The organism is Kitasatospora sp. NPDC059827, assembly GCF_042731675.1.
Lineage (GTDB): Bacteria > Actinomycetota > Actinomycetes > Streptomycetales > Streptomycetaceae > Kitasatospora.
Genome location: NZ_JBHWIV010000109.1, coordinates 1 through 25,155, shown reverse-complemented (window position 1 = coordinate 25,155; position 25,155 = coordinate 1). Strand labels below are relative to the sequence as shown.

The following is a 25,155-nucleotide window of genomic DNA, read 5'->3' as shown; positions in this document are numbered from 1 at the left end:
CCGCGCTGCGCGGCCGGCTGATGCACCGGGCGACCGCTCCCGGCGCCATGACGGCGGTGATGGCCGGTCCGCAGCGGCTCGCCGAACTCGCCGACTGGCTGCCCGGGGTGGACCTCGCCGTGGTCAACGGCGCCGGCCAGCGCGTGCTGTCCGGCCCGCCGCGCGACATCGCGGCCGCCGAGGCCGTGCTGGCCGCCGAGGGCGTGACCACCGAACGACTCGCCACCGACCGGGCGTTCCACTCCCGGCTGCTCGACCCGGTGCTCGAACCGTTCCGCGAACAGCTCGCCCGGCTGCGGCTGCGGCCGCTGACCGTACCGCTGGTGAGCAACCTGGGCGGTGAGGTACTGGCCCCCGGCACGGTGCCCACGCCCGACTACTTCGTCCGGCAGACGAGGGAGAGCGCGCGCTTCGACCAGGTGCTCGCCGCCCTGGACGGGCAGGGCCACGAGCTGTTCCTGGAGCTCGGCCCGCACCCGACGCTCACCGGCATGGGCCGCCGGGAGCTGCCGCACCGCCACTTCGTGGCCGGTGCCCGCCGCGGCGCCCCGCAGGAGCCGCAGTTCGACGCCGCGGCCGGCGCGCTGTGGTCCCACGGCGTCCCGATCGACTGGGCGCGGTTCGCCGCCGCCCGCGACTGGCCGGACGGCCCGGCCCGCCGGGTGCCCCTGCCGACCACCGCCTACCAACGCCGCCGCCACTGGTTCACCGCCCCCGACCGGCCGACGACCACCGAGGACCCCGCCATGCACCAGGCACCGCCGCCCCAGCCGACCGCCCCGGCGGCCGCCGTCCCGGCCGCCGTCCCAGCGCCCGCCGTCCCCGCCGCCGCAGCGAGCCCCGAGCGGCTCGCCGAGGAGGCGGTGCTGCGCCGGGTGCTGGAGCAGACGGCCCGCCAGCTGGGCCACGACGAGGGGGCGGTCGGTGCCGACGACCCCTTCTTCGACCTGGGCGCCGACTCGCTCGGGATGATCAACATGATCCGGGACCTGGAGCGCGCCTTCCGGGTGCGGATCTCGATGCGCGAACTGTTCGAGGCGGCGGACACCCCGGCCCGGCTGGCCGGGCTGATCGCCGACCGGCTGGAGCCGGACGTCCGGGACGCGCTGCTCCCGGCGGCCGCGCCGGAGCCGGTCGCGGCCCCGGCGCCCCTGGCTCCCGCTCCCGTCCTCCCCGTACCGGCCGCAGCCCTTCCGTCCGCGCCCGCGCCTGCGGTGCCTGCCGCGCCCGTCCCGGCACTTCCGTCCGCACCCCCGGTCCCGGTCCCGGTCCCGGTCGCCTCAGCCCTGGTGACCGACGGAACCGGCCTGATCGAGCGACAGCTCGCGCTGCTGGGCCAGTTCTCCGACCTGATGCGCGACCAGCTCGGCCTGCTGGCCGGGACCGGGCCGGCGCCCGCGACCGGGGCGGTACCGCCCGCGCCCCTCCCGGTGGCGGCCCCCGCCGCCCTGCCCCCGGCCGTCGCCCCGGCCGTCGAGGCCCCGCTTCCCGCCGCCGCCCCCGCGCCGGCCGCCCCGCAGGTGCACGGCCCCCGGGTGACCGTCTCCCGCGAGTCCGGCATGGCCGCCGGCGGCCTGACCGAGCAGCAGCGCGCCCACGTGGACGGGCTGGTCGCCCGGTTCACCGCCCGTACCGCCGCCTCCAAGGCGGTCACCCGCCGCCACCGCCGCACCCTCGCGGACAGCCGCGCCGTGGTCGGCTTCCGCTCCTCGACCAAGGAGATGCTCTACCCGCTCGCGGCCCGCCGGGCCCGGGGCTCCCGGCTGGAGGACCTCGACGGCAACACCTACGTCGACATCACCATGGGCTTCGGCGTCCTGCTCTTCGGCCACGACCCGGAGTTCGTCGCCGAGGCCGTCCGCGAGCACCTGGCCGGCGGGCTGCGACTGGGCCCGCGCGGCCCGGAGACCGGGGAGGCCGCCGAGCTGCTGGCCGAGCTGACCGGCACCGAGCGGGTCGCCTTCGCCAACTCCGGCACCGAGGCGAACGCCGGGGCGATCCGGCTCGCCCGCGCCTTTACCGGCCGGGACAAGATCGTCATGTTCGAGGGCTCCTACCACGGCCACTTCGACCACACCCTGGGCCGGACGGTGGGCCACGGCGCCGACCGGGAGACCGTCCCGGTGTCGAGCGGCATCCCCGGCAGCGCGGTCGCCGACCTGATCGTGCTGCGGTACGGCGATCCGCAGAGCCTCCAGGTCATCGAGGAGCTCGGCGACCGGATCGCCGCCGTACTGGTCGAGCCGGTGCAGAGCCGCCACCCGGGGCGCCAGCCGGCCGAGTTCGTCCGCTCGCTGCGCGAACTGACCGCCCGCCGCGGCATCGTGCTGCTCTTCGACCAGATGCTCACCGGTTTCCGGCCCCACCTGCGCGGCGCCGAGGGCTTCTGGGGCGTGACCCCGGACCTCTCCACCTACGGCAAGGTGCTCGGCGGCGGCTACCCGATCGGCGCGATCGCCGGGCGGGCCGACATCATGGACGGGATCGACGGCGGCCACTGGGACTACGGGGACGACAGCTACCCGCCCCAGGACACCACCTTCTTCGGCGGCACCTACATCCAGCACCCGCTGGCGATGACCGCGGCCGGTGCCGTGCTGCGCCACCTCAAGGAGGCCGGCCCCGGCCTCCAGGAGCGGCTGAACGCCCGCACCGACGAACTGGCCGCGACCCTCAACGGGTTCTTCGAGGAGGAGGAGTTCCCGCTCCGGCTGGCCCACTTCGGCTCGCTGTTCAGGTTCGAGCCGCGGGCCGACGTGGAGCTGTTCTTCCCGGAGCTGCTGACCCGCGGGGTCTACGTCTGGGAGTGGCGCAACTTCTTCCTCTCCACCGCCCACACCGACGGCGACCTGGAGTTCGTGGTCGACGCCGTCCGGGAGTCGCTGCGCGGCCTGCGGCGCGGCGGCTTCTTCCCGGCCTCGCCCGGGGTGCGGCTCCCGGCCCCGACCCCGCGCCCGGCGGCCGAACTGCCCGAACTGCCCGCACTCGCCACGGAATCCCGCACCGGTACCGGGGCCGAGCCCGTTCCGTACCACCCGGTGAGCGACCCGCAGCGCCCGGTCGATTTCAGCCTGTACTTCTTCGGCGACTACCCCCAGGACTCCCCGGAGGACGAGAAGTACCGCATCGTCCTGGAGAGCGCCCGCTTCGCCGACCGGCACGACTTCCACGCCGTCTGGCTGCCGGAGCGCCACTTCCACTCCTTCGGCGGGATCTTCCCCAACCCCTCGGTGCTGGCGGCCGCGCTGGCCCGGGAGACCAGCCGGATCCGGCTCAACGCGGGCTGCGCGGTGCTGCCGCTGCACCACCCCGTCCGGGTGGCGGAGGAGTGGTCGGTGGTGGACAACCTGTCCGGCGGCCGGGTCGGGCTGGGCTGTGCCAGCGGCTGGCACCCCAACGACTTCCTGTTCTTCCCGGAGAACTACGGCGGCCACAAGGAGCTGATGCACCGCCAGATCGACACCGTCCGGGCGCTGTGGCGCGGCGAGCCCTACCGCGGCCGCAACGGCAACGGGGAGCCGATCGAGGTGACCCTGCACCCGCGCCCCTTGCAGGAGCAGCCGCCGATGTTCACCGCGATCGTCGGCAACCCGGACAGCTTCCGCGAGGCCGCCCGGCACGACCTCGGCGTGATCACCAACCTGATGACCCAGGACATCGCCCAACTCGCCGAGAACGTCGCCCTCTACCGGCGCACCCGGGCCGAGCACGGCCTGGACCCGGAGGCCGGCCGGGTGGTGGTGCTGGTCCACACCTACCTGGGCGCCGACCTCGCCACCGCCCGCGCGCAGGCCTACCGCCCGTTCTGCCACTACCTGCGCTCCTCGCTCTCGCTGTTCGGGCAGATGGCCAACAGCCTCGGCCTGACCCTGGACTTCGAGAACACCCGCGAGGAGGACCTCGAGTTCGTGCTGGAGCGCGCCTACGAGCGCTACTGCGCCTCGCGCGCCCTGATCGGCACCCCGGAGAGCGTCGGGTCCGTGCTCGCCGAGCTGCGGGCGGCCGGCGCGGACGAGATCGCCTGCTTCGTCGACTTCGGGCTCGCCCCCGACCTGGTGGCGGCCGGCCTGCCGCAGATCGACGCGCTGCGCCGCTCCACCGAGCGCGGCGCCGCACTGTCCTACGCGCAGCAGCGGATGTGGTTCCTGCACCGGATGCTGCCCGACGCCGCCCAGTACAACGAGGTCAAGGCCGTCGAACTGGACGGCCCACTGGACCCGGAGGCGCTCGACACCGCGCTGCGCGCGCTGGTGGAGCGGCACGTCGGGCTGCGCACCGTCTTCCGGGAGCAGGACGGCGAACCGTTCCAGCAGGTGATCCCGGCGCCGGACGGCCCGGTGCTGGAGCGGGTCCCGGTGCACGGGCCGGCCGAGGAGGCGGTGGCCGCGCTGGTCGCCGCCGAGGGCGCCCGCCGCTTCGACCTGGCCGAGGGCCCGCTGTTCCGCGCCGGGCTGCTGGCGACCGGACCGGACCGGCACGTCCTGGTGCTGTCCATGCACCACATCGTGATCGACACCCTGTCCACCGTGGTGATCACCCGGGAGCTGGGGGAGCTGTACCGGGCGGCCCGGGAGCAGCGGCCGCACCGGCTGCCCACGCTCACCACCACCCCGGCCGCCGAAGCCGCCCGGGAGCGGGCCGCGGTGGCCGCCGGGGCGTACGAGGAGAGCCTCGACCACTGGCGCAAGGTGCTGGGTGGCGAGCTGCCGGTGCTGACCCTGCCCACCGACCGGCCCCGCCCCGCCGTACCGGACGGTCGCGGCCGCTCGTACGTCCGCCACCTGCCCGCCGAACTCTCGACAGGAATCCGGGAGTTGGCCCGCGACCGGCGCTCGACCCTGTTCATGGTGCTGCTCACCGCCTTCGCCGGGGTGCTCCAGCGCTACAGCGGCCAGGACGAGGTGGTGCTGGGCACCCCGCTGGCCAACCGGGCGGACGGCACCGAGGACCTGGTCGGCTTCTTCGTCAACACCCTGGCGCTGCGGCTGGACCTTTCCGGCGAGCCGGACTTCGCCGAGGCGCTGGACCGGGTCCGCTCCACCGCGCTGGACGGCTACGAGCACCAGCAGCTGCCCTTCGAGGTCCTCGTCCAGGAACTGAACCCGCAGCGGGACACCAGCCGCAACCCGCTCTTCCAGGTCATGGTCGAGTTCGAGAACCACGCGGTCTTCGAGCTGGACCTGCCCGGGGTGACGGCCCGCCCGCTGGACCACGTGGTCGACCGCTCCGCCTTCGACCTGGCGCTCTTCCTCACCAACCTCCCCGACGGCATCCGCTGCCACGTGGAGTACGCCGAGACCCTGTTCGACCGGGCCACGGTGGACCGGCTGTTCGACGCCTTCGAGCGGCTGCTGGCCGCCGCCGTCGCCGACCCGGCGCGACCGCTCACCGAGCTGACGGCCGCCCCCGCCGACCCCGCCCTGGAGTGCGGACCGGAGACGGAGCCTGCGCCCGCGCACCCGCTGGCCCGGGTGGCGGCCACGGTGGCCGACCGGCCGGAGGCCGTCGCGGTGGTCGCGGCCGACGGCGCTGCTACCGACTACCGGACGCTGCACGCCAGGGCCGAGGGCCTGGCCCGCCGACTGCTGGCCGCCGGCGTGCGCGAGGGCGACCGGGTGGCCGTGCTGCTGCCCCGCTCGGCCGACCAGGTGGCCGCGCTGCTGGCCGTGCTGCGGCTGGGCGCCGTCCTGGTGCCGATCGACCCGGTGCAGGGCGCCGAGCGCTGCCGGCTGATCGCCGCGGACAGCGCACCGACCGTGCTGCTCACCGCCCCGGGCACGGACCTGATGGGCATCGCGCTGCCGACCGTCCACACCGACACCGACACCGACACCGACACCGACATCGGGCCCGCGGGCGGGGCCGAACTGCCGCCGCTGCCCGTCCCGTCGGCGCGGGCCGCCGCCTACCTGCTGTACACCTCCGGCTCCACCGGCCGCCCCAAGGGCGTGCTGATGCACACCCTCGGCCTGGCCTCGCTGATCGACTGGAACGTCGCCGACCACCCGGCCGCCCGCACCCTCCAGTACGCCTCCTGCGGGTTCGACGTCAGCGTCCAGGAGATGCTGACCACGCTGGCCGGCGGCGGCACCCTGCTGCTGATCGAGGAGGAGACCCGCTACGACATCACCGCGCTGGCCGCCGTGGTCCGCGCCACCCGCGCCGAGCGGCTGCACCTGCCGTACACCCCGCTGGCCGCGCTGGTCGAGGCCCTCGGCGACGAACCCGTGCCGCACCTGCGCGAACTGATCCAGGGCGGCGAGCAGTTGCTGCTCACCCCCGCCCTGCGCGCCTTCCTGGCCCGCAACCCCGGCTGCGGGCTGGTGAACCACTACGGCCCCACCGAGACCCACGGGGTCACCTCCGGCCGGATCGACCCGGACGGGCCGGACCACGCCTCCATCGGCCGCCCGGCGCCGGGCAACCGGATCGTGCTGCTGGACGCCGCCGGGCGCCCCGTCCCGGCGGGAGCGGTCGGCGAGATCCACGCGATCGGCGTCCAGGTCGGGCTCGGCTACCACGGCCGGCCGCAGGAGACCGCCGCCGTCTTCACCGACACCCCGGAGGGCCGGCGCTACCGCACCGGCGACCTCGGCCGGTGGCGGCCGGACGGCACCCTGGAGTACCTCGGCCGGGCCGACCGCCAGGTCAAGGTGCGCGGCTACCGGGTCGAGCCCGGCGAGGTCGAGACCGTGCTGCGGACCGTCCCGGGCGTGCGCGGCGCGGCCGTGACCGGACGCCGCACCCCGGCGGGCACCACGCTGGCCGGGTACGTGCGGTGCGCCGCCGCCGACCTGCCCCGGGTCCGCGACCACCTGGCCGACCTGCTGCCCGAGCACATGGTGCCGGGGCTCTGGGCCGCCGTCGAGGCGCTGCCGTTCAACCTCAACGGCAAGCTGGACACCGCCGCCCTGCCGGAACCGCTGCCGCTGGGCGCCGGACTCGCCGCCGTCGCCCCGGCCACCGAACTGGAGCGCACCGTGCAACGGCTGTGGGAGGAGGAGCTCGGCCGCCCCGCGGGCGTGGAGACCTCCTTCTTCGACCTCGGCGGCCACTCGCTGGCCGCCACCCGGCTGCTGAACCGGGTCCGCGAGGCCACCGGGCTGCGGATCGGCGTCCTCGACTTCTTCCGCCGCCCCACCGTCCGCGCGATGGCCGCCCACCGCCCGGCGGCCCAGGACCGCCCGGCCCCGGCCTACGAGGAGGGCGAGCTGTGAGCGCCCCCGCCCCCGTGTCCACCGCCGATGAGGGCTGGGACCGCCTGGTCCGGCTGCTCGACGAGCGCGGGATCGTGCTGCGCACCACCGGCGAGCGGCTCGGCTACCTCGCCCCGGCCGGCGCGCTGGACGAGGAGGCCGCCGGGCTCGTCCGGGCGCACCGGGACCGGCTGCTGGCCGTCCTGACCGGCTCCGGCGCGGCGCTCGCCGCCGCGCCGGCCGGGCTGGCCCAGCGCCGGCTGTACGGGATGCACGGCCGCTCCGCAGACCCGGCGGTGTGGAACATCACCCAGCGCATCACCCTGCGCGGCCCGCTCGACCCCGAGCGGCTGGCCGCCGCCCTCACGGCGCTGAGCGAGCGCCACGAGAGCCTGCGGACCGGCTACCGGCACACCGACCTGGGCCTGCTCCAGCAGGTGCGGCCGAACAGCCCGGTGGAGCTGCCGGTCGAGGACCTGCGCATGCTCGACCCGGCCGCCCGGGGCGCGGCGCTCGCCGGGGCCACCCGGGCCGAGGGCGCCCTGCCGTTCGACCTGGACGGCGACCGACTGCTGCGCGCCCGGCTGCTGCGCACGGCCGAGGACGTCGCGGTGCTGCTGCTGTCGCTCCACCACATCGTGGTCGACGGCTGGTCCCTGGCCACCCTGCTGGCCGACCTGGGCGCGCTGTACCGCCGGGACGGCGCTGCGCTGCCGGACCCCGGCCGGATGACCGACCACGCCTGCTGGGAACGGACCGTGGTCACCCCGGCCGCCGTCACCGAGGCCCTCGACCACTGGGCCCACGTCCTGGGGGACACCCCGCCGGCGGTGGACCTGCCCACCGACCGGCCGCGACCCGAGCAGCGCTCCGGGCGCGGCGGCACCCTCGCCTTCCGCGTCCCGGCCGGGTCGGCCGAGGCGGTGCGCCGCTGCGCCGCCGGGCGCTCCACCACCGCCTCGGCGGTGCTGCTCGCCGCCTACGCCCGGCTGCTCGGCGAGCTGACCGGAGCGGCGGAGACCCTGGTGGTGCTCTCGTACGCCAACCGCACCCGGCCGGTGGACGAGCAGGTCGTCGGCCTGCTCACCACCGGCCTGCCGATCCGGCTGCCCACCCGCCCGCCGGGCGGGTTCGGGGCCTCGGTGGACACGGCGGCCAGGGCGGTGGCCACCGCCCTGGACCACGCCACGGTCCCTTTCGGCCAGCTGGTCGAGCCGCTGCGCGAGCGCGGCGTCCGGCTGCCGGCCGGGTACCCGCAGGTCCTGCTCGCGGTGCAGAGCACCCCGGCGATCGCCCTCGACCTCCCCGGCCTGGCCGTCGAGGTCGAGGACGTGCCGGGCCCCTCCACCCGCGCCGACCTCTCCGTGCTCCTCACCCCGGACGCGGACGGCTACGCGGGCCTGGCCGAGTACGACGCCGACCTGTTCGACCCGGAGACGGTGCGGTCCTGGCTGGAACGGATGGTGGCGGACCTGGCCCGGGAGCTGACGGACTGACCGTTCCGGCCGCCCGCCGGGCGTGCGGAGCCGGTCCGCACCCCCCGGCAGTCGGCCGGAACTCCGGAAGATCGGACCAACTCTCGTTCTGTACACGTAAGATGACGCGGAGTTGGGTCCGTCCCGTCGGAGCGGGCCGGGCAGGACCTGTCGGAGAGGGCCGTGCGAGAGATGCGCTTCACCGTCCTGGGGCCGCTGCGGGCCTGGTCCGCCGACCGGGAGCTGCGGATCAACCGGGCCAGGGACCGGGCGGTGCTCGCGGTGCTCCTCGCCGCCCAGGGCCGGACCGTCCCGGTGGGCGAGATCGTCGACGGGGTGTGGGGCGAGGAGGCGGACGGCGCGCCGGACCGGCCCGCCGCCCTGCCCGGCCACGTCTACCGGCTCCGCAAGGTGCTGGACGGGGCGGCGCCGGACCGGACCGGCCCGAGCGTGCTGCGGCACCAGGGCAAGGGCTACCGGCTGGACGTCGACCCGGGCGCCGTCGACCGGACGGCCTTCCTGGCCGGGATCGCCGACGCCGCCACCGCCCGCCGCAACTGGCAGCCCGAACGCGCCCGCACCCTGCTCTCCGGCGCACTCGCGCTCTGGTCCGGCCCGGCCCTGGACGACGTGCCGGGGCCGTTCGCGGCCCACGAACGCCGCCTGCTGGCGGGCCGCCGGGAGGAGGCACTGCGGCACTGCCGGGAGCTCGACCTGGAGCTCTCCGGCCACCCGGCGCCGATGCCGACACCGCCCACCCGGGCGGTTCGGCGGCCCTTCCAACTGCCGCCCGATCTGCCCGACTTCACCGGACGCCGGGCCCAACTGGCCGCCGTTGCGGCGCTGCTGGCCGGTCCGGCCGGCCGCACGGCGCCGCTGGCCACCGTGACCGGCCCGCGCGGCGCGGGCAAGAGCGCCCTGGCGGTGCACGCCGCCCACCTGGCCACCGCCGGCTACCCCGACGGCCAGCTGTACGCGGACCTGCACACCGCGGGCCCCGACGCCGTGTCCGACACCCTGGCGGCGTTCGTCCGCGCGCTGGGCGTCGAGGACGGGGCCGTACCGCCGGGCCCGGCCGAGCGCCGGGACCTGTTCCACCGGCTGCTGGCCGGACGGCGCGTGCTGGTCGTGCTCGACGGCGCCGCCGCCCTGGCGGCCGTCCGCCCCCTGCTGCCCACGGCGCCGGGCTGCGCCGCCCTCGTCACGCTCGACGGCCCGGGCGGTTCGGACGGCCCGGGCGGCCCGGCTGGGGCGGCCGGGGCGGACGGGCCGGACGGGAACGAGGGCGGCGGACACCCCGTCGGTCTCGGCCGGCTCAGCCCACCGGAGGCGCTGCTCCTGCTCGGCCGGATCCTCGGCCCGGAGCGGCCGGCCCGCGAGCCGGAGGCCGCCCGGGCGCTGGCGGCCGCCTGCGGTCACCTGCCGGGCCCGCTGCGCCGAGCGGCCGACCGGCTGGTCCGCCGCCCGGCCTGGCCGATCTCCGCTCTGCTGTCCCGGCCCGAGGACCCCCGGCCCGAGGACCCCCGGGCCGAACCGGTCGCGCCGGCCACGGCCACGGCCACGGCCTCGGTCACGGCCGTGGGCTGCGGCTCGGGCGGTGGCCGATGAGCCGCCGCGAACCCACCGAGTGCGCGGACGCGCCGGACGCGCCGGACGGGGTGTGGGCCCACCCCGGGGCCCCGGCGGGCGGCGCGGCCGGACCGCGCTTCGCCCTGCTGGGCCCGCCGGCCGGCTGGTACGACGGACAGCCGCTCGACCTGGGCCGCCGCCAGCAGCGGGCGTTCCTGGCCATGCTGCTGGCCCGCCCCGGCCGGGTGCTGACGGCCGCCGCGCTCGCCGACGGGGTCTTCGAGGAGGGGGCCCTGCCGAACCGCCCCGCCGCCGTACTGGCCACCCACGCCTACCGGCTGCGCAAGGAACTGCGCGGGCACGCCGCCGGGCACCTGCTGGTCACGGTCGACGACGGCTACCGGTTCGACGTGCCGGCCCGGGCCGTCGACCTCGGGGTGTTCGACCTCCTGGTCGGGCAGGCCGACCGGGCGCTGGCCGCCGGCCGGCCGCCGCAGGCCCGGGACCTGCTGGCCCGGGCGCTCGCCCTGCACCGGGGCGAGCCGCTGGCCGGCCTGCCGGGGCGGCACGCGGCCGAACTGCGCGAACACCTGACCCTGCGCCGGATCGCGGCACTGGAGACCAAGCTCGGCCTCGACGTGGAACTCGGGGACAGCCCGTCCTGCCTCGTCGACCTCGGCCGGGCGGTCTTCGTCCATCCGTTCCAGGAGCGCTTCCGGGCCCTGCTGGTGCTGGGGCTGCACCGGGCGGGTCGGCCCGACGAGGCCCGGGCCGTGCACGCCGAAGCCCGGCGCTTCTACCACGACCAGGGACTGGACTGCGCCGAGCTGGACGCCGTACTGGACCGGATCCGCCGTACCGCACCGGCCCCGGTACCGGGGGGCCCGAGCCGCCCGGCCCACCGCCCGAGCGCCGTACCGGCCCAGTCCCCGGCCCAGTCCCCGCCCCCGCCTCCATCCCTGCTCCCGGCACCCCGGCACCTGCCCTTCGGCATCGCGGACTTCACCGGCCGGCAGAGCGCGGTGGCGAGGCTGACCGCCCTGCTCGCCCCGCCGGACCCGACCGCCGTGGCCGTCGTGGCGGTCAACGGCCTCGGCGGGGTCGGCAAGAGCACGCTGGCCCTGCACGTCGCGCACGCCCTGCGCGACCGCTTCCCCGACGGTCAGCTCCGGCTGGACCTGCGCGGCACCCTGAGCGACCCGCTCGACCCGGCCGAGGCGCTCGCCGACCTGCTCACCGCCCTCGGCGTGCCGGACCGCGCGGTCCCCACCGACCCCGCCGAACGCGCCGCGCTCTACCGCACCACGCTGGCCGGACGCCGGGTGCTGCTGCTGCTCGACAACGCCGCCGACGCCGCCCAGGTGCTCCCGCTGCTGCCGGGCACCCGGAACTGCGCGGTGCTGCTCACCAGCCGCCACTGGCTGGGCTCCCTGCCCGGCGCCCACCACCTCCACCTGGACGCCATGCCGCCGTCCGAGGCGGTCGACCTGCTCGCCGCCGTCGCCGGACGGGCCCGGATCGCGGCCGAGCCCCGGGCGGCCACCGCGATCGTCGCGGCCTGCGGCCTGCTGCCGCTGGCGGTACGGGTGGCCGGCTGCCGGCTGGCCGCCGACCCGGGGCAGCCGCTCGCGGCGCTCGCCGCGAGCCTGGCCGACGAAGGCACCCGGCTCGCCGAACTGGCCTTCGACCACAGTGCGGTGGAACCCGTGCTGGCCCTCTCCTACGCCCGGCTCGGCGCCGCCCAGGCCCGCGCCCTGCGGCTGGTCGCGCTGCCGGACACGCCCGAACTCCCGCTCGCCGCCGCCGGCGCCCTGCTCGACCGCGCCCCCGAGGAGACCCGGGAACTGCTGGAGACGCTGGTCGACCTCAACCTGCTCCAGTCGCCCGCCGCCGACCGCTACGGGCTCCACGACCTGGTGCGGGCGTTCGCCCGCGGCCGGAGCGAGCGGCAGGACGCCCCGGAGGCGCTCACCGCCGCCTTCGCCCGGCTGCTCGACTTCTGCCTCGCCAGCGCCCGCAACGGCGAAGGGAGCGCCCGCCACGTCGACCGGGCCGGGAAGCAGCTGACCGGGGCCACGACGACCGTGCCGGGGCTGACCTTCCGCGGCGTCGACGAGGCCAACGTCTGGATGCTGGCCCAGAGCGCCCTGCACCACGCGGTGATCCACCGGGTCTGCCGGGACCCCGACCTGCCGGCGGCCCGGGCCGCCGACCTGCTGGACACCATGGGATCCTCCCTCTTCGGCCGGGGGTACGCCGGGTCGGTGGCCGAGCTCGCCGGCCGGCTCGCCGACACGGCCCGGGGCCGCGGCGAGCACGCGGCCGAGGCACTGGCCCGCTCGGTGCGCGCGAGCATGCTCTGGCACACCGGCCGCTTCCCCGAGGCGCGCGCCGAACTCGAGCGCGCCCTGCCGCTCTGCCGGGCCCGCGAGCTGCGCCCACTGCGGGCGAGGGCCCTGCACCTCCTCGGCTCCACCGCGCGATTGGAGCGGCGCTACGAGGACGCCATCGTCGCAATGCGCCGCGCCGTCGCACTCTTCCACGAGCTCGGGGACGAGGGCGCCGAAGGCCTGGCTCTCGGCGAACTCGCCGTCAACCAGGCGCAGACCGGCCGGTTCCCCCAGGCCCGGGCCACCGCCACCCGGGGCGCCGAGCTCACCGGGCGGCACAGCTGCTGCGCGGAGGCCCTCAGCCACTTCTACCTCGCCCGGGTGCTGCACCTCGGTGGCGACCTCGGACCCGCCCTCGTCGAGGCCGAGCACGCCCGCCGGCGGATGCGCCGCTTCGGCCAGACCGACTACCACGTCGCCGCGAGCGTGCTGATCGCCCGGGTCCACCTGGCGGCCGGGCGGGCCGGGGCCGCCGTCCGGGCGGCGCAGGAGACGCTCCCGCTGGCCCGGCAGGCCTCGGGCACCCTGGAGGGGCACGCGCTCGGGATCCTCGGCGAGGCGTTCGCCGCGCTGCGCCGCACCGACCGGGCCAGGAGCTGCCTGAGCGAGGCACTGGGACGGTTCCGGCAACTGGGCCACCTCCGGGACGCGGCCGACATCGAACGGACGCTGCACGGCCTCGCCTGACGGACTCGCGCACGCGTCCGACGCGCTTGCTCATCAAACGTCCATCGCCGTACCCGAACCTTCTGTTGCGCCCGGTCACCGGACCGGGCCGCTACTGAGAGGGAGGACCGTCATGTTCGGCAACGGAGTCAGGAAGACGGCGATGGCCCTGGTCGGCACGGCGTTGGCCGCCGGCCTCGCGCTGGCGGGCACCGGGACCGCCGCGGCGTCCAGCGGTGGCGGCTGCGGCGGCCCCGACTGGGAACAGGCGTGTGTGAGCGCGGGGAACGGCCAGGTCACGGCGACGGCCAACACCAACTTCGGCAACGGCAACTGCACCGAGGAGGTGATCCTCTGGGACTACACCACCGGCGGCAGGGCGCTGGACACCAGCTTCGGCTGCCACACCGGCCCGTACAGCTTCAGCTACACCCTGAGCAACCCGAGCCCGGGCCACGACTACAAGGCCGAGGTGCGCCTCTACTGGAACGGCGGCTCCAACTACGACTACCAGCTCAGCCCGGACCTGTTCTACTGACCGGCGCCGTGTGACGGGGTCACCGGTCCGGGTCCGCCCCGGGCCGGTCACCCCGTCACCGGGCGGGCGTTCAGCCGTTCGCGCGGATCGTCGCGCGGATCCACTCCGCGTAGGCGGGCGCGCTGCTGTAGAGGCCGGGGCCGGCGGAGCACGGCACGTGCCCGCCGACGCCGGGGCCGGAGGTGACACCGACGAGCTCCCAGCGCCCGCCCCGGCCGCGCTGGAGCTGCGGCCCGCCGGAGTCGCCGAAGCAGGCCATCGCCCGGGGGACCAGGCTGACGGTGCACAGCCGGGTGGGGCCCGCGTAGCCCGGGTCGCACTCGGCTTCGCCCGCCCGGCGGGTCTCCAACTGCTGGAGGCGGTCGGGGAAGCGCAGGTCGCCGATGTCGCCGGTGTCGACGACGGTGCCGAAGCCGAGCAGCCGGGTCGGGGTGCCGGGGTCGCCGGGCCGCTCGGCGATCGGGATCGGCCGTTCCTTGACGGGGCGGTCCAGCCGGATCAGCGCGACGTCGTTCTGGTTGGGTCCGGCGTTGCCTCCCTGCCGGTACCCGGGGTGGGTGACCGTGCCGGCGATCGCGCGGACGGTGCCGCCGGACCTGCGCTCCGCGCTGCCGATGCGGACGGTGCCCGCCGGCTTCACCAGGTTCGGGTCGACGCAGTGGGCGGCCGTCAGCACCCACTGGCGGTCGATCAGCGAGGCGCCGCAGACCCCGTCGTCCAGGCCCGGTGCCGACACCGGGACGGAGGCCATGAACGGGTAGCGCTGCGGGGCGGCCGTCCCGTTGACGATCGCCCCGGCACTGCCGGCCGTCGCGACCGCGCAGCCGAGGGCGACCGCGGCCACGGTCGCGGCGCGGGCCGTACGACGCTTGCTGAACTTCCCGTTGAACATCGGGCTCTCCTCGGAGGTCGGACTTCCGTTTACCCCCTCAGCCTCCCTTTCCAAGATCCACTGGACCATCCGGACACCAGGTGTACGAACGGTGGGGATTGCCCCCGTACGACGCCGGGGTGCGGCGTGACCCGTCCGGCGCAGCGTGGCGCGCGGGGCGGGCGGCGGACTGCGATCTTCGGAGGGACCCGGCAGTGCACGACTGCCGGGTCCCCGTCGTTCCGAGATCGTGGAGGCCCGGATGTGGCAGGCTCCCCCCGCCCCCGTCAGCCGTGAGTGGCTTCCCGTCCTGGACATGCCGGCGCCCGCCGAGCAGAACCGCTGGACGGTGCTGCTGCGCCTGGTGCTGCTGATCCCTCAGTTCGTGGTGCTGTGGGTGCTGTCCCTGGTGGCGTTCGTGGTCACCGTGGTCGGCTGGTTCTGCGCGCTGGTCCTCGGCCGGCTGCCCGACTTCGCGGCGACCTACCTCAGCTCCTTCGTCCCGTACGAGGCGAGGGTCACCGCCTATCTGATGCTCACCGTGGACCGCTACCCGCCGTTCCGGTTCAGCGCCCCCGAGTACCCGGTGCAGGTCGGCCTGCGGCCCGGTGAACTGAACCGGCTGGCCGTACTGTTCCGGATCATCCTGGTCATCCCCGCCTCCATCGTGCAGGGCCTGCTGCACGCGGGCTGGTGGATGGTCTCGTTCATCATCTGGCTGGTGGTGCTGGTCCTCGGCCGGATGCCGCAGCCGCTCTACGAGGCGACGACCGCGATCCTGCGCTACCAGCTGCGCTACACCGCCTACCTGGTGATGCTCACCTCCGCCTACCCCAAGCGCCTGTTCGGCGAGGAGCCGGGCAGCGAGCCCGAGCGGGTCTCGGCCACCCGCCCGCTGGTGCTGAGCGGCGGCGGGCGCGGCCTGGTGGTGCTCTTCCTGATCCTCGGCGTGGTCTCCTGGGCGACCAGCTCCGTCACCGCCTCGGTCAACACCGACGACAACGACGACCACGACCTCAACCCGACCCAGCACGTGATGGCCCCGCTGCTGCCCGGCCCGTTCTGACGGCAGGGCCCTCGGAGGTCAGGACGGGTGCGCCGGGGACGCCTCCCGGGCGGCCTGCTTGACGGCGGCGATCAGCTGGTGGCGGCGGGCGCGCAGGTCCTCGGGGCGGACAGCCAGCGAGACGCTCCCGATCACGGCGCCGTCCGCGCCGAGCACGGGCGCCGCCAGGCAGGCCAGGCCGGTACGGGCCTCCTCGACGTCCAGGGCGACGCCGGTGCGGCGGATCCGGCGCAGCTCCTCGTCGAGCCGGTCGGCCGAGGCGATGGTGCGCGGGGTGAACCGGTGCAGGCCGGGCTGCTCCAGGTAGCGGCGGCGGGCGGCGGGGCCGGCGGCGGCCAGGGCGATCTTGCCGTGGGCGTAGGCGTGGGAGCGCGGGTCGACGCCGACGGTGAGCTCGGGCCGCTGGTCACCGTCGGCGGCGGCGGTGCGCACGTCGGCGATCACCAGCCCGTCGCCCTGGTAGGCGACGTAGTTCGCGCAGGCGCGGGTGGCCTGCCGCATCCGGGCGAGCAGGTCGTCGATGCCGTCGGTCAGGCCCATCTGCCGCTGGAACGCGCGGTGCAGGGCGGAGACCTGGTAGCCGAGGGCGTAGCCGCCGTCGGTGCGCACCAGGTAGCCGCGCTCGGTGAGCGGGGCGAGGAGGGCGTAGGCCGTCGACAGGGCGCAGCCGAGGCTGCGGGCGAGGGCCTTGGCGGGGACGGGCGAGGGTGACCCCGCGACGAGTTCCAGCACCTCCAGGGTGCGGTCGGCGGCGCGCGGCCCGGTCTGCCCGGCCATGACGGGGTGCTCCTCGTGCTGGTGCCGCTCCTGCTGGTGCGGCGTGACCCGTCCAGTGTGCCGGGGGCCGGGCCGGGGGAGGCCACCGGCCCCCAGTACGGCCCCCGCTCGGCGTCCGGGCTCAGGCCTCGCGCGGGGTGATCTCGCCCATGAGGTCCCAGCCCTCGCGGTCGGGGAGGTCGACGCTGATGATCCGGGGCTTGGCGGCGACCGCACCGGACAGCGTCCCCATGGCCTTGCGGAAGTGCGCCGACTCGACGTGCGCCCGCCCGGCCTCGCCGTCCCGGAACCCCTCCACGAGCACGTACTCGTCCGGGTCGTCCACGCTGCGGGACCAGTCGAAGAACAGGTTCCCCGGCTCGGCCCTGGTGGCCTCGGTGAACTCGGCGACGATGTCGAGCCACTGGGCGCTGTGCTCGGGGCGGACGGGGAACTTCACGGTGATGAAGATCATGACGCTCTCTCGGGTCGGGGGGGGGGACGGTCGAACCCCCACCCTGCCCGACCGCCGCCCGGCCGGGGAAACCCGCGCCGCCGCGATTCCGTCCCTGCCGGAATCCGCGGCCTCCGGGCGGGCGACGGTCAGGCCAGTACGGCCGGCTTGAGCACCTCCTCGCACCACTGGCGGAAGGTCGTCGGGCTCGCGCTCCGCGCAGTGCGCTCGACCCCGGCGTCCAGGCCGTCGTCCTTGGCCCGCATCATGTCGACGTAGCCCTCCACGAGGGCCTCGCTGAAACCGTGGCCGGGGAGCGAGGCGCGGAAGTCGTCCAGCGACTGGCGCTCGTAGCGGACGGGGCGGCCGAGGACCTCGGACATGATGCGCGCCATGTCGTTCGCGGAGAGGTCCTCGGGGCCCAGCACCGGGACCTCGCCGGTGCCCGTCCAGGAGCGGTCGAGCAGCAGGTCGGCGGCGGCCGCGGCGATGTCCCGGGTGGCGGCCAGCGGCGCCGGGCGGTCGGCGGCGACGGTGGAGGTGTACACGCCGCGGTCCCGGATCGGGGCGGCCTGCCACAGCAGGTTGTCCATGAAGGAGGGGTTGGCGAGCGCCCGGTAGGCCGCGCCGGTGCCCGCGAGGAGGTCGTCCATGGCCAGGGAGGCCGTCACGTGCCCGGCGCGGTCGGCGACGGGGGTGCCGCGGCCGAGCGCGGAGACGCCGACGACGTGCCGGACGCCGTGGGCGGTGAGGGCCGCGGCGGCGGCCCGGGTGAACCCGGAGTAGACGGCGTCCAGGCTCGGTGCCTGCGGGGTGGGCGGGACGACCCAGAAGACGGCGTGCGCGCCGGTGAAGGCGCGGTCGACGACCTCGGGGTCGTCGTGGGAGCCGGCGACGACGTCGACGCGGGCCCGGACGGCCTCCGGGAGCCGCGCCGGGTCGCGCACGACGACGCGCAGTTCCTCGGTGAAGGCGTGCGGCCCGTCGAGCAGGAGGTCGAGGAGCCGGCCGCCGATCTGGCCGGTGGGAGTGGTGATGACGATCATGTGTCGAGTCTCGGGCCGGTCAACTGCGGCGTCCAATACCCTTCCTGGGGCATTGATACCTTCCAGGCATGGATCTCGACCTGCGCAAGCTCCGCTACTTCGCGGCGGTCGCCGAACACCGGCACTTCGGCCGGGCGGCGGAACAGCTCTACATCACCCAACCCGTCCTCAGCCGTCAGATCCGGTCCATCGAGCAGGAGTTGGAGTGCACCCTGCTGGTCCGGACCACGCGCAGCGTGGAACTGACCCCGGCCGGCCGGCAGCTCCAGGAGGAGGCACGGGGGATCCTCGCGGCCGTCGCCGCGGCGGTGCAGCGCGTCCACGACGCCGACCGGGGCACCCGGCGGCTCGTCGTCGCCTTCTCGCCCGGCCTCCATGTGTCGGAGGCGATCCGCGCGTTCGCGCTGCGGCACCCGGACGTCGAGACCGACCTCGTCCCGGCGCGCTGGTGGGAGCAGGACGCGCCGCTGCGCGACGGCCGCTGCCAAGTGGCGTACCTGCGGCGGCCGTTCGACGACTCGGGGCTGCGCACCATCGCGATCGGCCACGAGCCCCGGGTCGCCTGCCTGCCCGCCGGGCACCCGCTGGCCGCGCGCGCCGAACTCACCACCGCCGACCTCGCCGGCGAGCGGATGCTCGACGCGCCGATCCGGCGGACGGCCTCACTGGAGGAGAAGTTCGAGCTGATCGCCTCCGGGCACGGCATCGGCCTGCTGCCGCTGAGCGTGGTGCGCTCCTACGCCCGCCCCGACCTCGTCCACCGGACCGTCACCGACGCCCCCGCGGCCGAGGCCTGCCTGGCCGTCCTCGCGGACCTGGCCGACCGACGGGACAAGCCGCTGCGCGACTTCCTGGAGATCGCCACCGCCACGCTGCGGCCGGCCTGACCGCGCGACCCGCCCGGCCGCGCGGCGCCCGCCCGGGGCACGGCCGGGGCACGGCCGGGGCTCGCGGCTCAGGCCAGGCCCAGCACCAGCTTTCCGGTGTTCTCCCCGCGGAAGAGCATCCCGAGGGTCTCCGGGAAGTCCGCGACCGTGCCCTCGACCAGGTGCTCCTGCACCTTGATCCGGCCCTCGCCGATCCAGCCCGCGATCTCGGCCGCCGCCTCCGCGTACCGGCGGGCGTAGTCGAACACCACGAAGCCCTCCATCCGGGCCCGCCGCACCAGCAGCGACAGGTAGTTGGACGGGCCCTGCACCGAGTCCTCGTTGTTGTACTGGCTGATCGCGCCGCAGACCACCACCCGGGCGTGCATCGCCAGCCTGGTCAGCGCGGCGTCCAGGATCGGGCCGCCGACGTTGTCGAAGTAGACGTCGATGCCGTCCGGGGCGTGGGTGCGCAGGGCCTTGCGGACGTCCTCGGCGCGGTAGTCGACGGCCGCGTCGAAGCCGAGCTCCTCGGTCAGCAGCGCGCACTTCTCCGGCCCGCCGGCGATCCCGACCACCCGGCAGCCCTTCACCTTGGCGATCTGCCCGACCATCGTGCCGACCGCCCCGGCCGCGCCGGAGACCACCACGGTCTCGCCCTCCTTGAGCGCGCCGACCTCCAGCAGCCCGAAGTAGGCGGTCATCCCGGGCATCCCGAGCGCCCCGAGGTAGGTGGACAGCGGGGCCAGCGCGGGATCGACCTTGACCACCCCCTTGCCGTCCGACACCGCGTAGTCCTGGACCCCGAAGGAGCCCACCACGTGGTCGCCGACCCGGAACTTCGGGTGGTTGGACGCGACCACCTCGGCCACCGCCCCGGCCCGCATCACCTCGCCCAGCCCCACCGGCGGCAGGTACGACGGCCGGTCGTCCAGCCACCCGCGCATCGCCGGGTCCAGCGACACGTACCGCGCCCGCCCCAGGAACTCCCCGTCCCCGGGCACCCCCACGGGCTCCTCCCCGTACGCCCAGTCCTCCGGCCGCACCTCCCCGACCGGTCGACGGGCAAGGCGGATCTGACGGTTGACGTCGGTCATGACGACTCCTGGGGGACGTACTCGCACAGTGGAAGGACAGGTGTCGAGTCTAAGCAAGCGCTTAGTCATCTGACTAGAGAATGCCACGGTGGAAACGCAGTAGGCTGCGGGCCGTGGATACCGAGACCATCGAGGGTGTCATCACTCCCGTGATGTATTCCTGGGGGCACCAGGCCGTCATCGACGTGATCCGTCAGCAGCTCGTGCCCTGCCAGGAGACGCTCGACCTCTGTGCGGGTCGTGGAGATCTCGTGCTGCCGGGCACTGGCGACTGCTATGTGCCTGACCTGGCCTATGTGCCGGACGAACTGGCCAAGACCGAGGGCGCACTCCAGCCGGACCGGACGCTCCTCGTGGTCGAGGCGACGTCGGCCGAGACCGCAGACACCGATCGCGTCGTGAAACGCCGTCGTTACGCGCAGTTCGGGGCCCCGCTCTACCTCCTGGTGGACCGCGAGGAGCGGAGCTGCACCCTGTTCTCCGAGCCGGGCGAGCTCGGCTACACCCGAGTCGAGGGGCCGCACCCCTTCGGCGTGGCGGTGCGGCTCCCCGATCCTTTCCAACTGGACCTCGACACCCGCGAGTTCTGAACCGCCGTCCGAGCTCAGGGGTCGACCGGCAGGCCGGTGAGGACGAAGCAGGCGCCGGTGCCGTGGTGCGGCGGGACCTCGCGGGCGATGAGGTCGGCGTCGTGGGCGCGGGCGATCTGGCGGGCCATGGCGAGGCCGAGGCCGGAGCCGGGGAGGCTGCGGGCGGTGTCGGAGCGGTAGAAGCGGTCGAAGACGTACGGGAGGTCCTCGGCGGCGATGCCCGGGCCGTGGTCGCGGACGGACACCTCCAGGGTGTCGGCGCCGTCGCCGGCCAGGGCCACCCGGACCTCCACCGGCCCGCGTCCGGCGCCGAACTTGGCGGCGTTGTCGAGCAGGTTCCCCAGCAGTCGCACCAGCCGGGCGGGGACGCCCGGCACGACTGCCCCGTCGGCGCCCGGTCCGACGGCGAGGGTGAACTCCTGGCCCGGCCAGTGCCCGCGCGCCGAGGTGACGGCGTGTTCGACCAGTGGCAGCAGGCGGAACCGCTCGACCAGGGCCTGGGGTTCCTCGTCCCGGGCGAGTTCGACCAGGTCGTTGACCATGCCGGTGACCTCGCGCAGCTGCCGCCCCAGCGCGGTGGCGGCCCGTTCGCGCTGGGCGTCGGTGAGGCGGTCGCCGCGGGCCAGCAGTTCGGCGTTGGTGCGCAGCGCCGTGAGCGGGGTGCGCAGTTCGTGCGAGGCGTCGGAGACCAGCCGGCGCTGGGCGGTGACCGAGCGTTCCAGCGCGTCGAGCATGGTGTCGAAGCTCTCGCCGAGCCGGGTGACCTCGTCCCGGCGGCGGCCGGTGGCGGCGTGGGAGGTGATCCGGTGGTGGGGGTCGCCGGTGGCGGTGATCCGTTCGACCGTGGCGGTGAGCCGGGTCACCGGGCGCAGGCCGGTCCGGGAGGCCCACCAGCCGAGGAACCCGGCTGCCAGCACCCCGGTGCCGCCGAGCCCGGCGAACGCGGCCGCGGACTGCCGTACGGCGCGGTCCACGCCGTCCGAGCGCAGCACGACCTGGAGCGCGGTGCCGCCCCGGAACGGCGTGACCAGCATCCGGGCCGGGAACCCGGCGACGGTGGCGGTGCTGAAATAGGCGGCGCGCCGCCCGGCGGCGACCTCGCGCACGGCCGGGGTGACCGGGAACAGGTACGGGGCGACGGCCGTGCGGGGGTCGCGGGCCGGGTCGGCCGGGACGACCTGGATGCAGGCCGGGGCGGCCAGGTAGCGGCACTGCCCGGAGAGCACGCCCGGCGGTTCGTTGCCCTGCTGCTGGACGGCGACGGTGGCGGCCTGGGTGAGCTCCAGCTCCAGCTGGTGGGTCAGTTCGTAGCGGATCACCGCGAAGGCGGCCCAGCTGAGGCCGAGGGCGACGGTGGCGACGGCCAGGGCGGTCGCCACCGCGAGCCGGACGCGGAGGGTCACGAGCCCGCGGCCAGTCGGTAGCCGACGCCGTGCACGGTGTGCACCAGGCGCGGTTCGCCGCCCGCCTCCAGCTTGCGGCGCAGGTAACCGACGTACACGGCCAGGGAGTTGGACTCGGGGCCGAAGTCCTGCCCCCAGACCCGCTCCAGCAGGGTCTCGCGAGTGAGCACCTGCCCGGCATGGCGCAGCAGCAGTTCCAGCAGGGTCGCCTCGGTGCGGCTGAACTCCAGCCGCCGGGAGCCGCGGTGCCCGGTGCGGGTCCGCGGGTCCAGGACGAGGTCGGCGTAGCGCAGTTCGGCGTCGGCCTCGGCGCCGGGCGCGTCGAGGGCGGCGCGGCGCAGCAGTGCGCGCAGCCGGGCGGTGAGCTCCGCCAGCGCGAAGGGCTTGACGAGGTAGTCGTCGGCGCCGGCGTCCAGCCCGTCGACGCGGTCGTCGATGTTGTCCCGCGCGGTCAGCACCAGGACCGGGGTGCGGTCGTGCAGGGCCCGCAGCTGGCGGCAGACGGCGAGGCCGTCGAGGACCGGCATCATCACATCGAGGACGACCGCGTCGGGCTCGTGGGAGGCGATCTTGGCCAGGGCGTCGTGCCCGTCGACCGCGGTGACCACCTCGTAGCCCTCGACGGTCAGTCCGTCGGCCACGGCCTCCCGCACCTCCTGGTCATCGTCCGCCACCAGAATCCGCACCGCCGACCCTCCGTTCCTCGTACCCCGCTGACCTGCCCCGCTGACCTGCTCCGACGGCCCGTTCCGTATCCGCGGGCCGTTCAGGGCATACCGAAAGATAGCGGGCGAAGGCCCGCATTCTCTTAAAGCCCTCTTAGGCCGGCCCGCCACGGTGGTGAGCCATGGACACACCACTCTCGGTCGTGATCGGTGCCGGCGGCACCGGCGGCCACATCTACCCGGGCCTGGCCTTGGCGGAGGCCCTGCGGAAGACCGACCCCGACGCCGTGATCTCGTTTGTGGGCACCACGCGGGGTCTGGAGACCCGGCTGGTCCCCGAGGCGGGCTACCGGCTGCACACCGTCGACATGATCCCCTTCGACCCCTCGCTCGGTGCCCGGCGCTTCCTGCTGCCGGCGGACCTGGTCCGCGCCGCCAAGCAGGCGCAGCGGGCGGTCGAGGACCAGCGGGCGCAGGTCGTGGTGGGGATGGGCGGGTACGCCTCCGCGCCGGCCGTGCTGGCCGCCCGGATGGCCGGACTGCCCAGTTTGATTCACGAGTCGAACGCCGTACCGGGGCGGGCCAACGCCTTCGCCGCGCGGCTCACCCCGCAGATCGCGCTCGCCTTCGACGAGACCAGGGAGCACCTGCCGAAGGCGCGCCGGCACGGGGCGGTCACCGTCGGCATGCCGCTCACCGGTGCGGTGGCCCGGCTGGACCGGCAGGCCGAGCGTGCCGAGGCCCGCCACCGGCTGGGCGTTCCGCCCGGCGCGCGGCTGGTGCTGTTCAACGGCGGCAGCCTCGGCGCGCGTCGGCTGACCGAGGCCGCGCTCGGCCTGGCTGAACGCTGGCGCGGCCGGACGGACGTCCGGCTGCTGATCAAGACCGGCCCGCAGGCCCTGGACGACACCCGACTGCGGCTCGCCGCCGTCGGCGGGGACGCCGTCGCCGAGGCGGTGCCGTACCTGGACCGGATGGACCTCGCCTACGCCGCCAGTGACGTCGTGGTCTGCCGGGCCGGGGCGGCGACCGTGGCCGAGCTCGCCACCGTCCGGGTGCCCGCCGTGCTGGTGCCGTACCCGCACGCGCCCGGCGACCACCAGTTCCACAACGCCAAGGTGCTCGCCGACGCGGGGGCGGCGCGGATCCTGCGCGACGAGTCCACCGACGCGGACTCCCTGGCCGCCGTGCTCGACCCGCTGCTGGCCGACCCCTCCCGGCTGGCCGCGATGGGCGCCGCCGCCCCCGGGGGGACCCACGCGCGGGCCGCCGACCTGCTGGCCGACTGGGTCCGCCGCCTGGCCGGCCGTTCCCGCGGCCCGGCCGCGACGCCGATCCCGATGTCTACCCCGATCCCGAAGCCGACCCCGATCCGCACCATCGAAACGGAGCTCGCCGAATGACCGCCACCACCGCCACCACCACCGCCACCACCGCCGGCGCCACCACCGACACCACCACCGCCTGGGCCGACCGCACCGTCCTGGTCACCGGCGCCGAGGGCTTCATCGGCTCGACCCTGGTCGACCTGCTGGTCGCCCGCGGCGCCCGGGTCCGCGCCCTGGTCCACTACAAGCCGTACGCCGAACGCGGCTACCTCGCCGCCCACCTGGGCAGCGACCGGGTCGAGATGCTGGCCGGCGACGTCCGCGACGCGGGCCGGGTCTCGGACGCCGTGGCGGGCTGCGACACGGTGTTCCACCTGGCGGCGCTGATCGGGATCCCGTACAGCTACGACTCCCCGGGCGCCTACGTGCACACCAATGTCGTCGGCACCCAGAACGTGCTGGAGGCGGCGCGCCGGCACGGCGTGCGGCGCGTCCTGCACACCTCGACCAGCGAGGTCTACGGAACGGCGCTGCGCGCGCCGATCGGCGAGGACCACCCGTTGCAGCCCCAGTCCCCGTACTCCGCCTCGAAGATCGGGGCCGACATGATGGCGCTGAGCTTCCACCACGCCTTCGACCTGCCGGTCACCGTGGTCCGGCCGTTCAACACCTACGGCCCGCGCCAGTCCGCCCGCGCCGTGATCCCCGCGATCCTCGCCCAACTCCACTCCGGGGTGAGGGAGTTGCGGATGGGCTCGCTGACCCCGACCCGGGACTTCACCTACGTCACCGACACCGCCGAGGGCTTCCTCGCCCTGGCCGACTGCGACCGCGCGGTCGGCGAGGCGGTGAACCTCGGGACCGGGCACGAGGTCTCGATCGGCGACCTGGCGGGTGCGCTGATCGCCGCCTCCGGCCGTACCGACGTCGAGATCACGGTCGACCCGGCCCGGCTGCGCCCGGCCGGCAGCGAGGTGCACCGGCTGCTGTCCGACAACTCCCGGGCCCGTACCTGGTCGGGCTGGCGGCCGGAGGTCCCGCTGGAGGAGGGGCTGGCCAAGACCTCGGCCTGGGTGGCCGAGCACCTCCACCTGTTCGACCCGAAGCGCTACGCGGTCTGAGCACCGACGCCGACGGCCCGAGCGGCGCACCCCCCGGGTGGGGTGGGCCGCGCCGGGC

Annotated in this window: 17 protein-coding genes; 10 read left to right on the top strand and 7 right to left on the bottom strand. The window is 75.6% G+C overall.

Going from position 1 to position 25,155, the window contains the following annotated elements:
• Positions 1-5 precede the first annotated feature (5 nt).
• The 5 genes from ACFV8H_RS37410 (at position 6) to ACFV8H_RS37390 (ending at position 13,834) form a co-directional block, all read left to right on the top strand.
• Entirely contained in the window at positions 6-7,217 is a 7,212-nt protein-coding gene (locus ACFV8H_RS37410) for a MupA/Atu3671 family FMN-dependent luciferase-like monooxygenase (protein ID WP_380408706.1), read from the top strand.
• On the top strand, positions 7,214-8,692 hold the full coding sequence (locus ACFV8H_RS37405) for a condensation domain-containing protein (RefSeq protein WP_380408702.1): 1,479 nt from the start codon (positions 7,214-7,216) through the stop codon (positions 8,690-8,692). Before ACFV8H_RS37410 ends, ACFV8H_RS37405 begins: the two co-directional genes overlap by 4 nt.
• Before the next feature lie 171 nt (positions 8,693-8,863).
• Entirely contained in the window at positions 8,864-10,279 is a 1,416-nt protein-coding gene (locus ACFV8H_RS37400; protein ID WP_380408704.1) for a BTAD domain-containing putative transcriptional regulator, read from the top strand.
• Complete coding sequence (locus ACFV8H_RS37395; RefSeq protein WP_380408700.1) at positions 10,276-13,317, top strand: BTAD domain-containing putative transcriptional regulator; 3,042 nt, start codon at positions 10,276-10,278, stop codon at positions 13,315-13,317. The genes ACFV8H_RS37400 and ACFV8H_RS37395 overlap by 4 nt, the downstream gene beginning before the upstream one ends.
• A gap of 112 nt (positions 13,318-13,429) precedes the next feature.
• Positions 13,430-13,834, top strand: coding sequence for a hypothetical protein (locus ACFV8H_RS37390; RefSeq protein ID WP_380408698.1), 405 nt, complete (start codon positions 13,430-13,432; stop codon positions 13,832-13,834).
• Between the two features lie 70 nt (positions 13,835-13,904).
• Here ACFV8H_RS37390 and ACFV8H_RS37385 read toward each other — a convergent pair whose 3' ends face one another.
• Entirely contained in the window at positions 13,905-14,726 is an 822-nt protein-coding gene (locus ACFV8H_RS37385; RefSeq protein ID WP_380408697.1) for a S1 family peptidase, read from the bottom strand.
• A gap of 241 nt (positions 14,727-14,967) precedes the next feature.
• On the opposite strand from ACFV8H_RS37385, the gene ACFV8H_RS37380 reads away from it, so the two are divergent.
• Positions 14,968-15,771 carry a DUF4389 domain-containing protein gene (locus tag ACFV8H_RS37380; protein ID WP_380408695.1) on the top strand — a complete coding sequence of 268 codons (804 nt, stop codon included), beginning with the start codon at positions 14,968-14,970 and terminating at the stop codon, positions 15,769-15,771.
• Between the two features lie 18 nt (positions 15,772-15,789).
• On the opposite strand, the gene ACFV8H_RS37375 is transcribed toward ACFV8H_RS37380, so the two are convergent.
• The 3 genes from ACFV8H_RS37375 to ACFV8H_RS37365 form a co-directional block, all read right to left on the bottom strand.
• Positions 15,790-16,548 carry an IclR family transcriptional regulator gene (locus ACFV8H_RS37375; protein WP_380408693.1) on the bottom strand — a complete coding sequence of 253 codons (759 nt, stop codon included), beginning with the start codon at positions 16,546-16,548 and terminating at the stop codon, positions 15,790-15,792.
• Positions 16,549-16,669: 121 nt separating this feature from the next.
• A complete protein-coding gene (locus tag ACFV8H_RS37370) occupies positions 16,670-17,002 on the bottom strand; it encodes a putative quinol monooxygenase (RefSeq protein ID WP_380408691.1) in 333 nt (110 codons plus the stop codon).
• A 128-nt stretch (positions 17,003-17,130) separates the two neighbouring features.
• The gene (locus tag ACFV8H_RS37365) at positions 17,131-18,027 is read right to left on the bottom strand and encodes an NAD(P)H-binding protein (protein WP_380408689.1); all 897 of its coding nucleotides are present in this window, start codon (positions 18,025-18,027) and stop codon (positions 17,131-17,133) included.
• Between the two features lie 68 nt (positions 18,028-18,095).
• Between ACFV8H_RS37365 and ACFV8H_RS37360 the strand changes: the two genes are divergently transcribed.
• Complete coding sequence (locus ACFV8H_RS37360; protein ID WP_380408687.1) at positions 18,096-18,914, top strand: LysR family transcriptional regulator; 819 nt, start codon at positions 18,096-18,098, stop codon at positions 18,912-18,914.
• Positions 18,915-18,982: 68 nt separating this feature from the next.
• Here the strand turns inward: ACFV8H_RS37360 and ACFV8H_RS37355 are convergent, their stop codons facing one another.
• A complete protein-coding gene (locus tag ACFV8H_RS37355) occupies positions 18,983-19,990 on the bottom strand; it encodes an NADP-dependent oxidoreductase (RefSeq protein ID WP_380408685.1) in 1,008 nt (335 codons plus the stop codon).
• Positions 19,991-20,103: 113 nt separating this feature from the next.
• On the opposite strand from ACFV8H_RS37355, the gene ACFV8H_RS37350 reads away from it, so the two are divergent.
• Entirely contained in the window at positions 20,104-20,580 is a 477-nt protein-coding gene (locus ACFV8H_RS37350) for a Uma2 family endonuclease (RefSeq protein ID WP_380408683.1), read from the top strand.
• A 14-nt stretch (positions 20,581-20,594) separates the two neighbouring features.
• Here the strand turns inward: ACFV8H_RS37350 and ACFV8H_RS37345 are convergent, their stop codons facing one another.
• Together ACFV8H_RS37345 and ACFV8H_RS37340 are read right to left on the bottom strand one after the other, a co-directional pair.
• Positions 20,595-21,983 carry a sensor histidine kinase gene (locus tag ACFV8H_RS37345; RefSeq protein WP_380408681.1) on the bottom strand — a complete coding sequence of 463 codons (1,389 nt, stop codon included), beginning with the start codon at positions 21,981-21,983 and terminating at the stop codon, positions 20,595-20,597.
• On the bottom strand, positions 21,980-22,669 hold the full coding sequence (locus ACFV8H_RS37340; RefSeq protein WP_380408680.1) for a response regulator transcription factor: 690 nt from the start codon (positions 22,667-22,669) through the stop codon (positions 21,980-21,982). Before ACFV8H_RS37340 ends, ACFV8H_RS37345 begins: the two co-directional genes overlap by 4 nt.
• Positions 22,670-22,830: 161 nt before the next feature.
• Here ACFV8H_RS37340 and murG point away from each other — a divergent pair, with 161 nt between their 5' ends.
• Positions 22,831-24,051, top strand: coding sequence for an undecaprenyldiphospho-muramoylpentapeptide beta-N-acetylglucosaminyltransferase (gene murG / locus ACFV8H_RS37335; protein ID WP_380408678.1), 1,221 nt, complete (start codon positions 22,831-22,833; stop codon positions 24,049-24,051).
• Positions 24,048-25,097 (top strand): GDP-mannose 4,6-dehydratase, encoded by a 1,050-nt coding sequence (locus tag ACFV8H_RS37330; protein ID WP_380408676.1) that lies wholly within the window; start codon positions 24,048-24,050, stop codon positions 25,095-25,097. The genes murG and ACFV8H_RS37330 overlap by 4 nt, the downstream gene beginning before the upstream one ends.
• Positions 25,098-25,155: the final 58 nt, after the last annotated feature.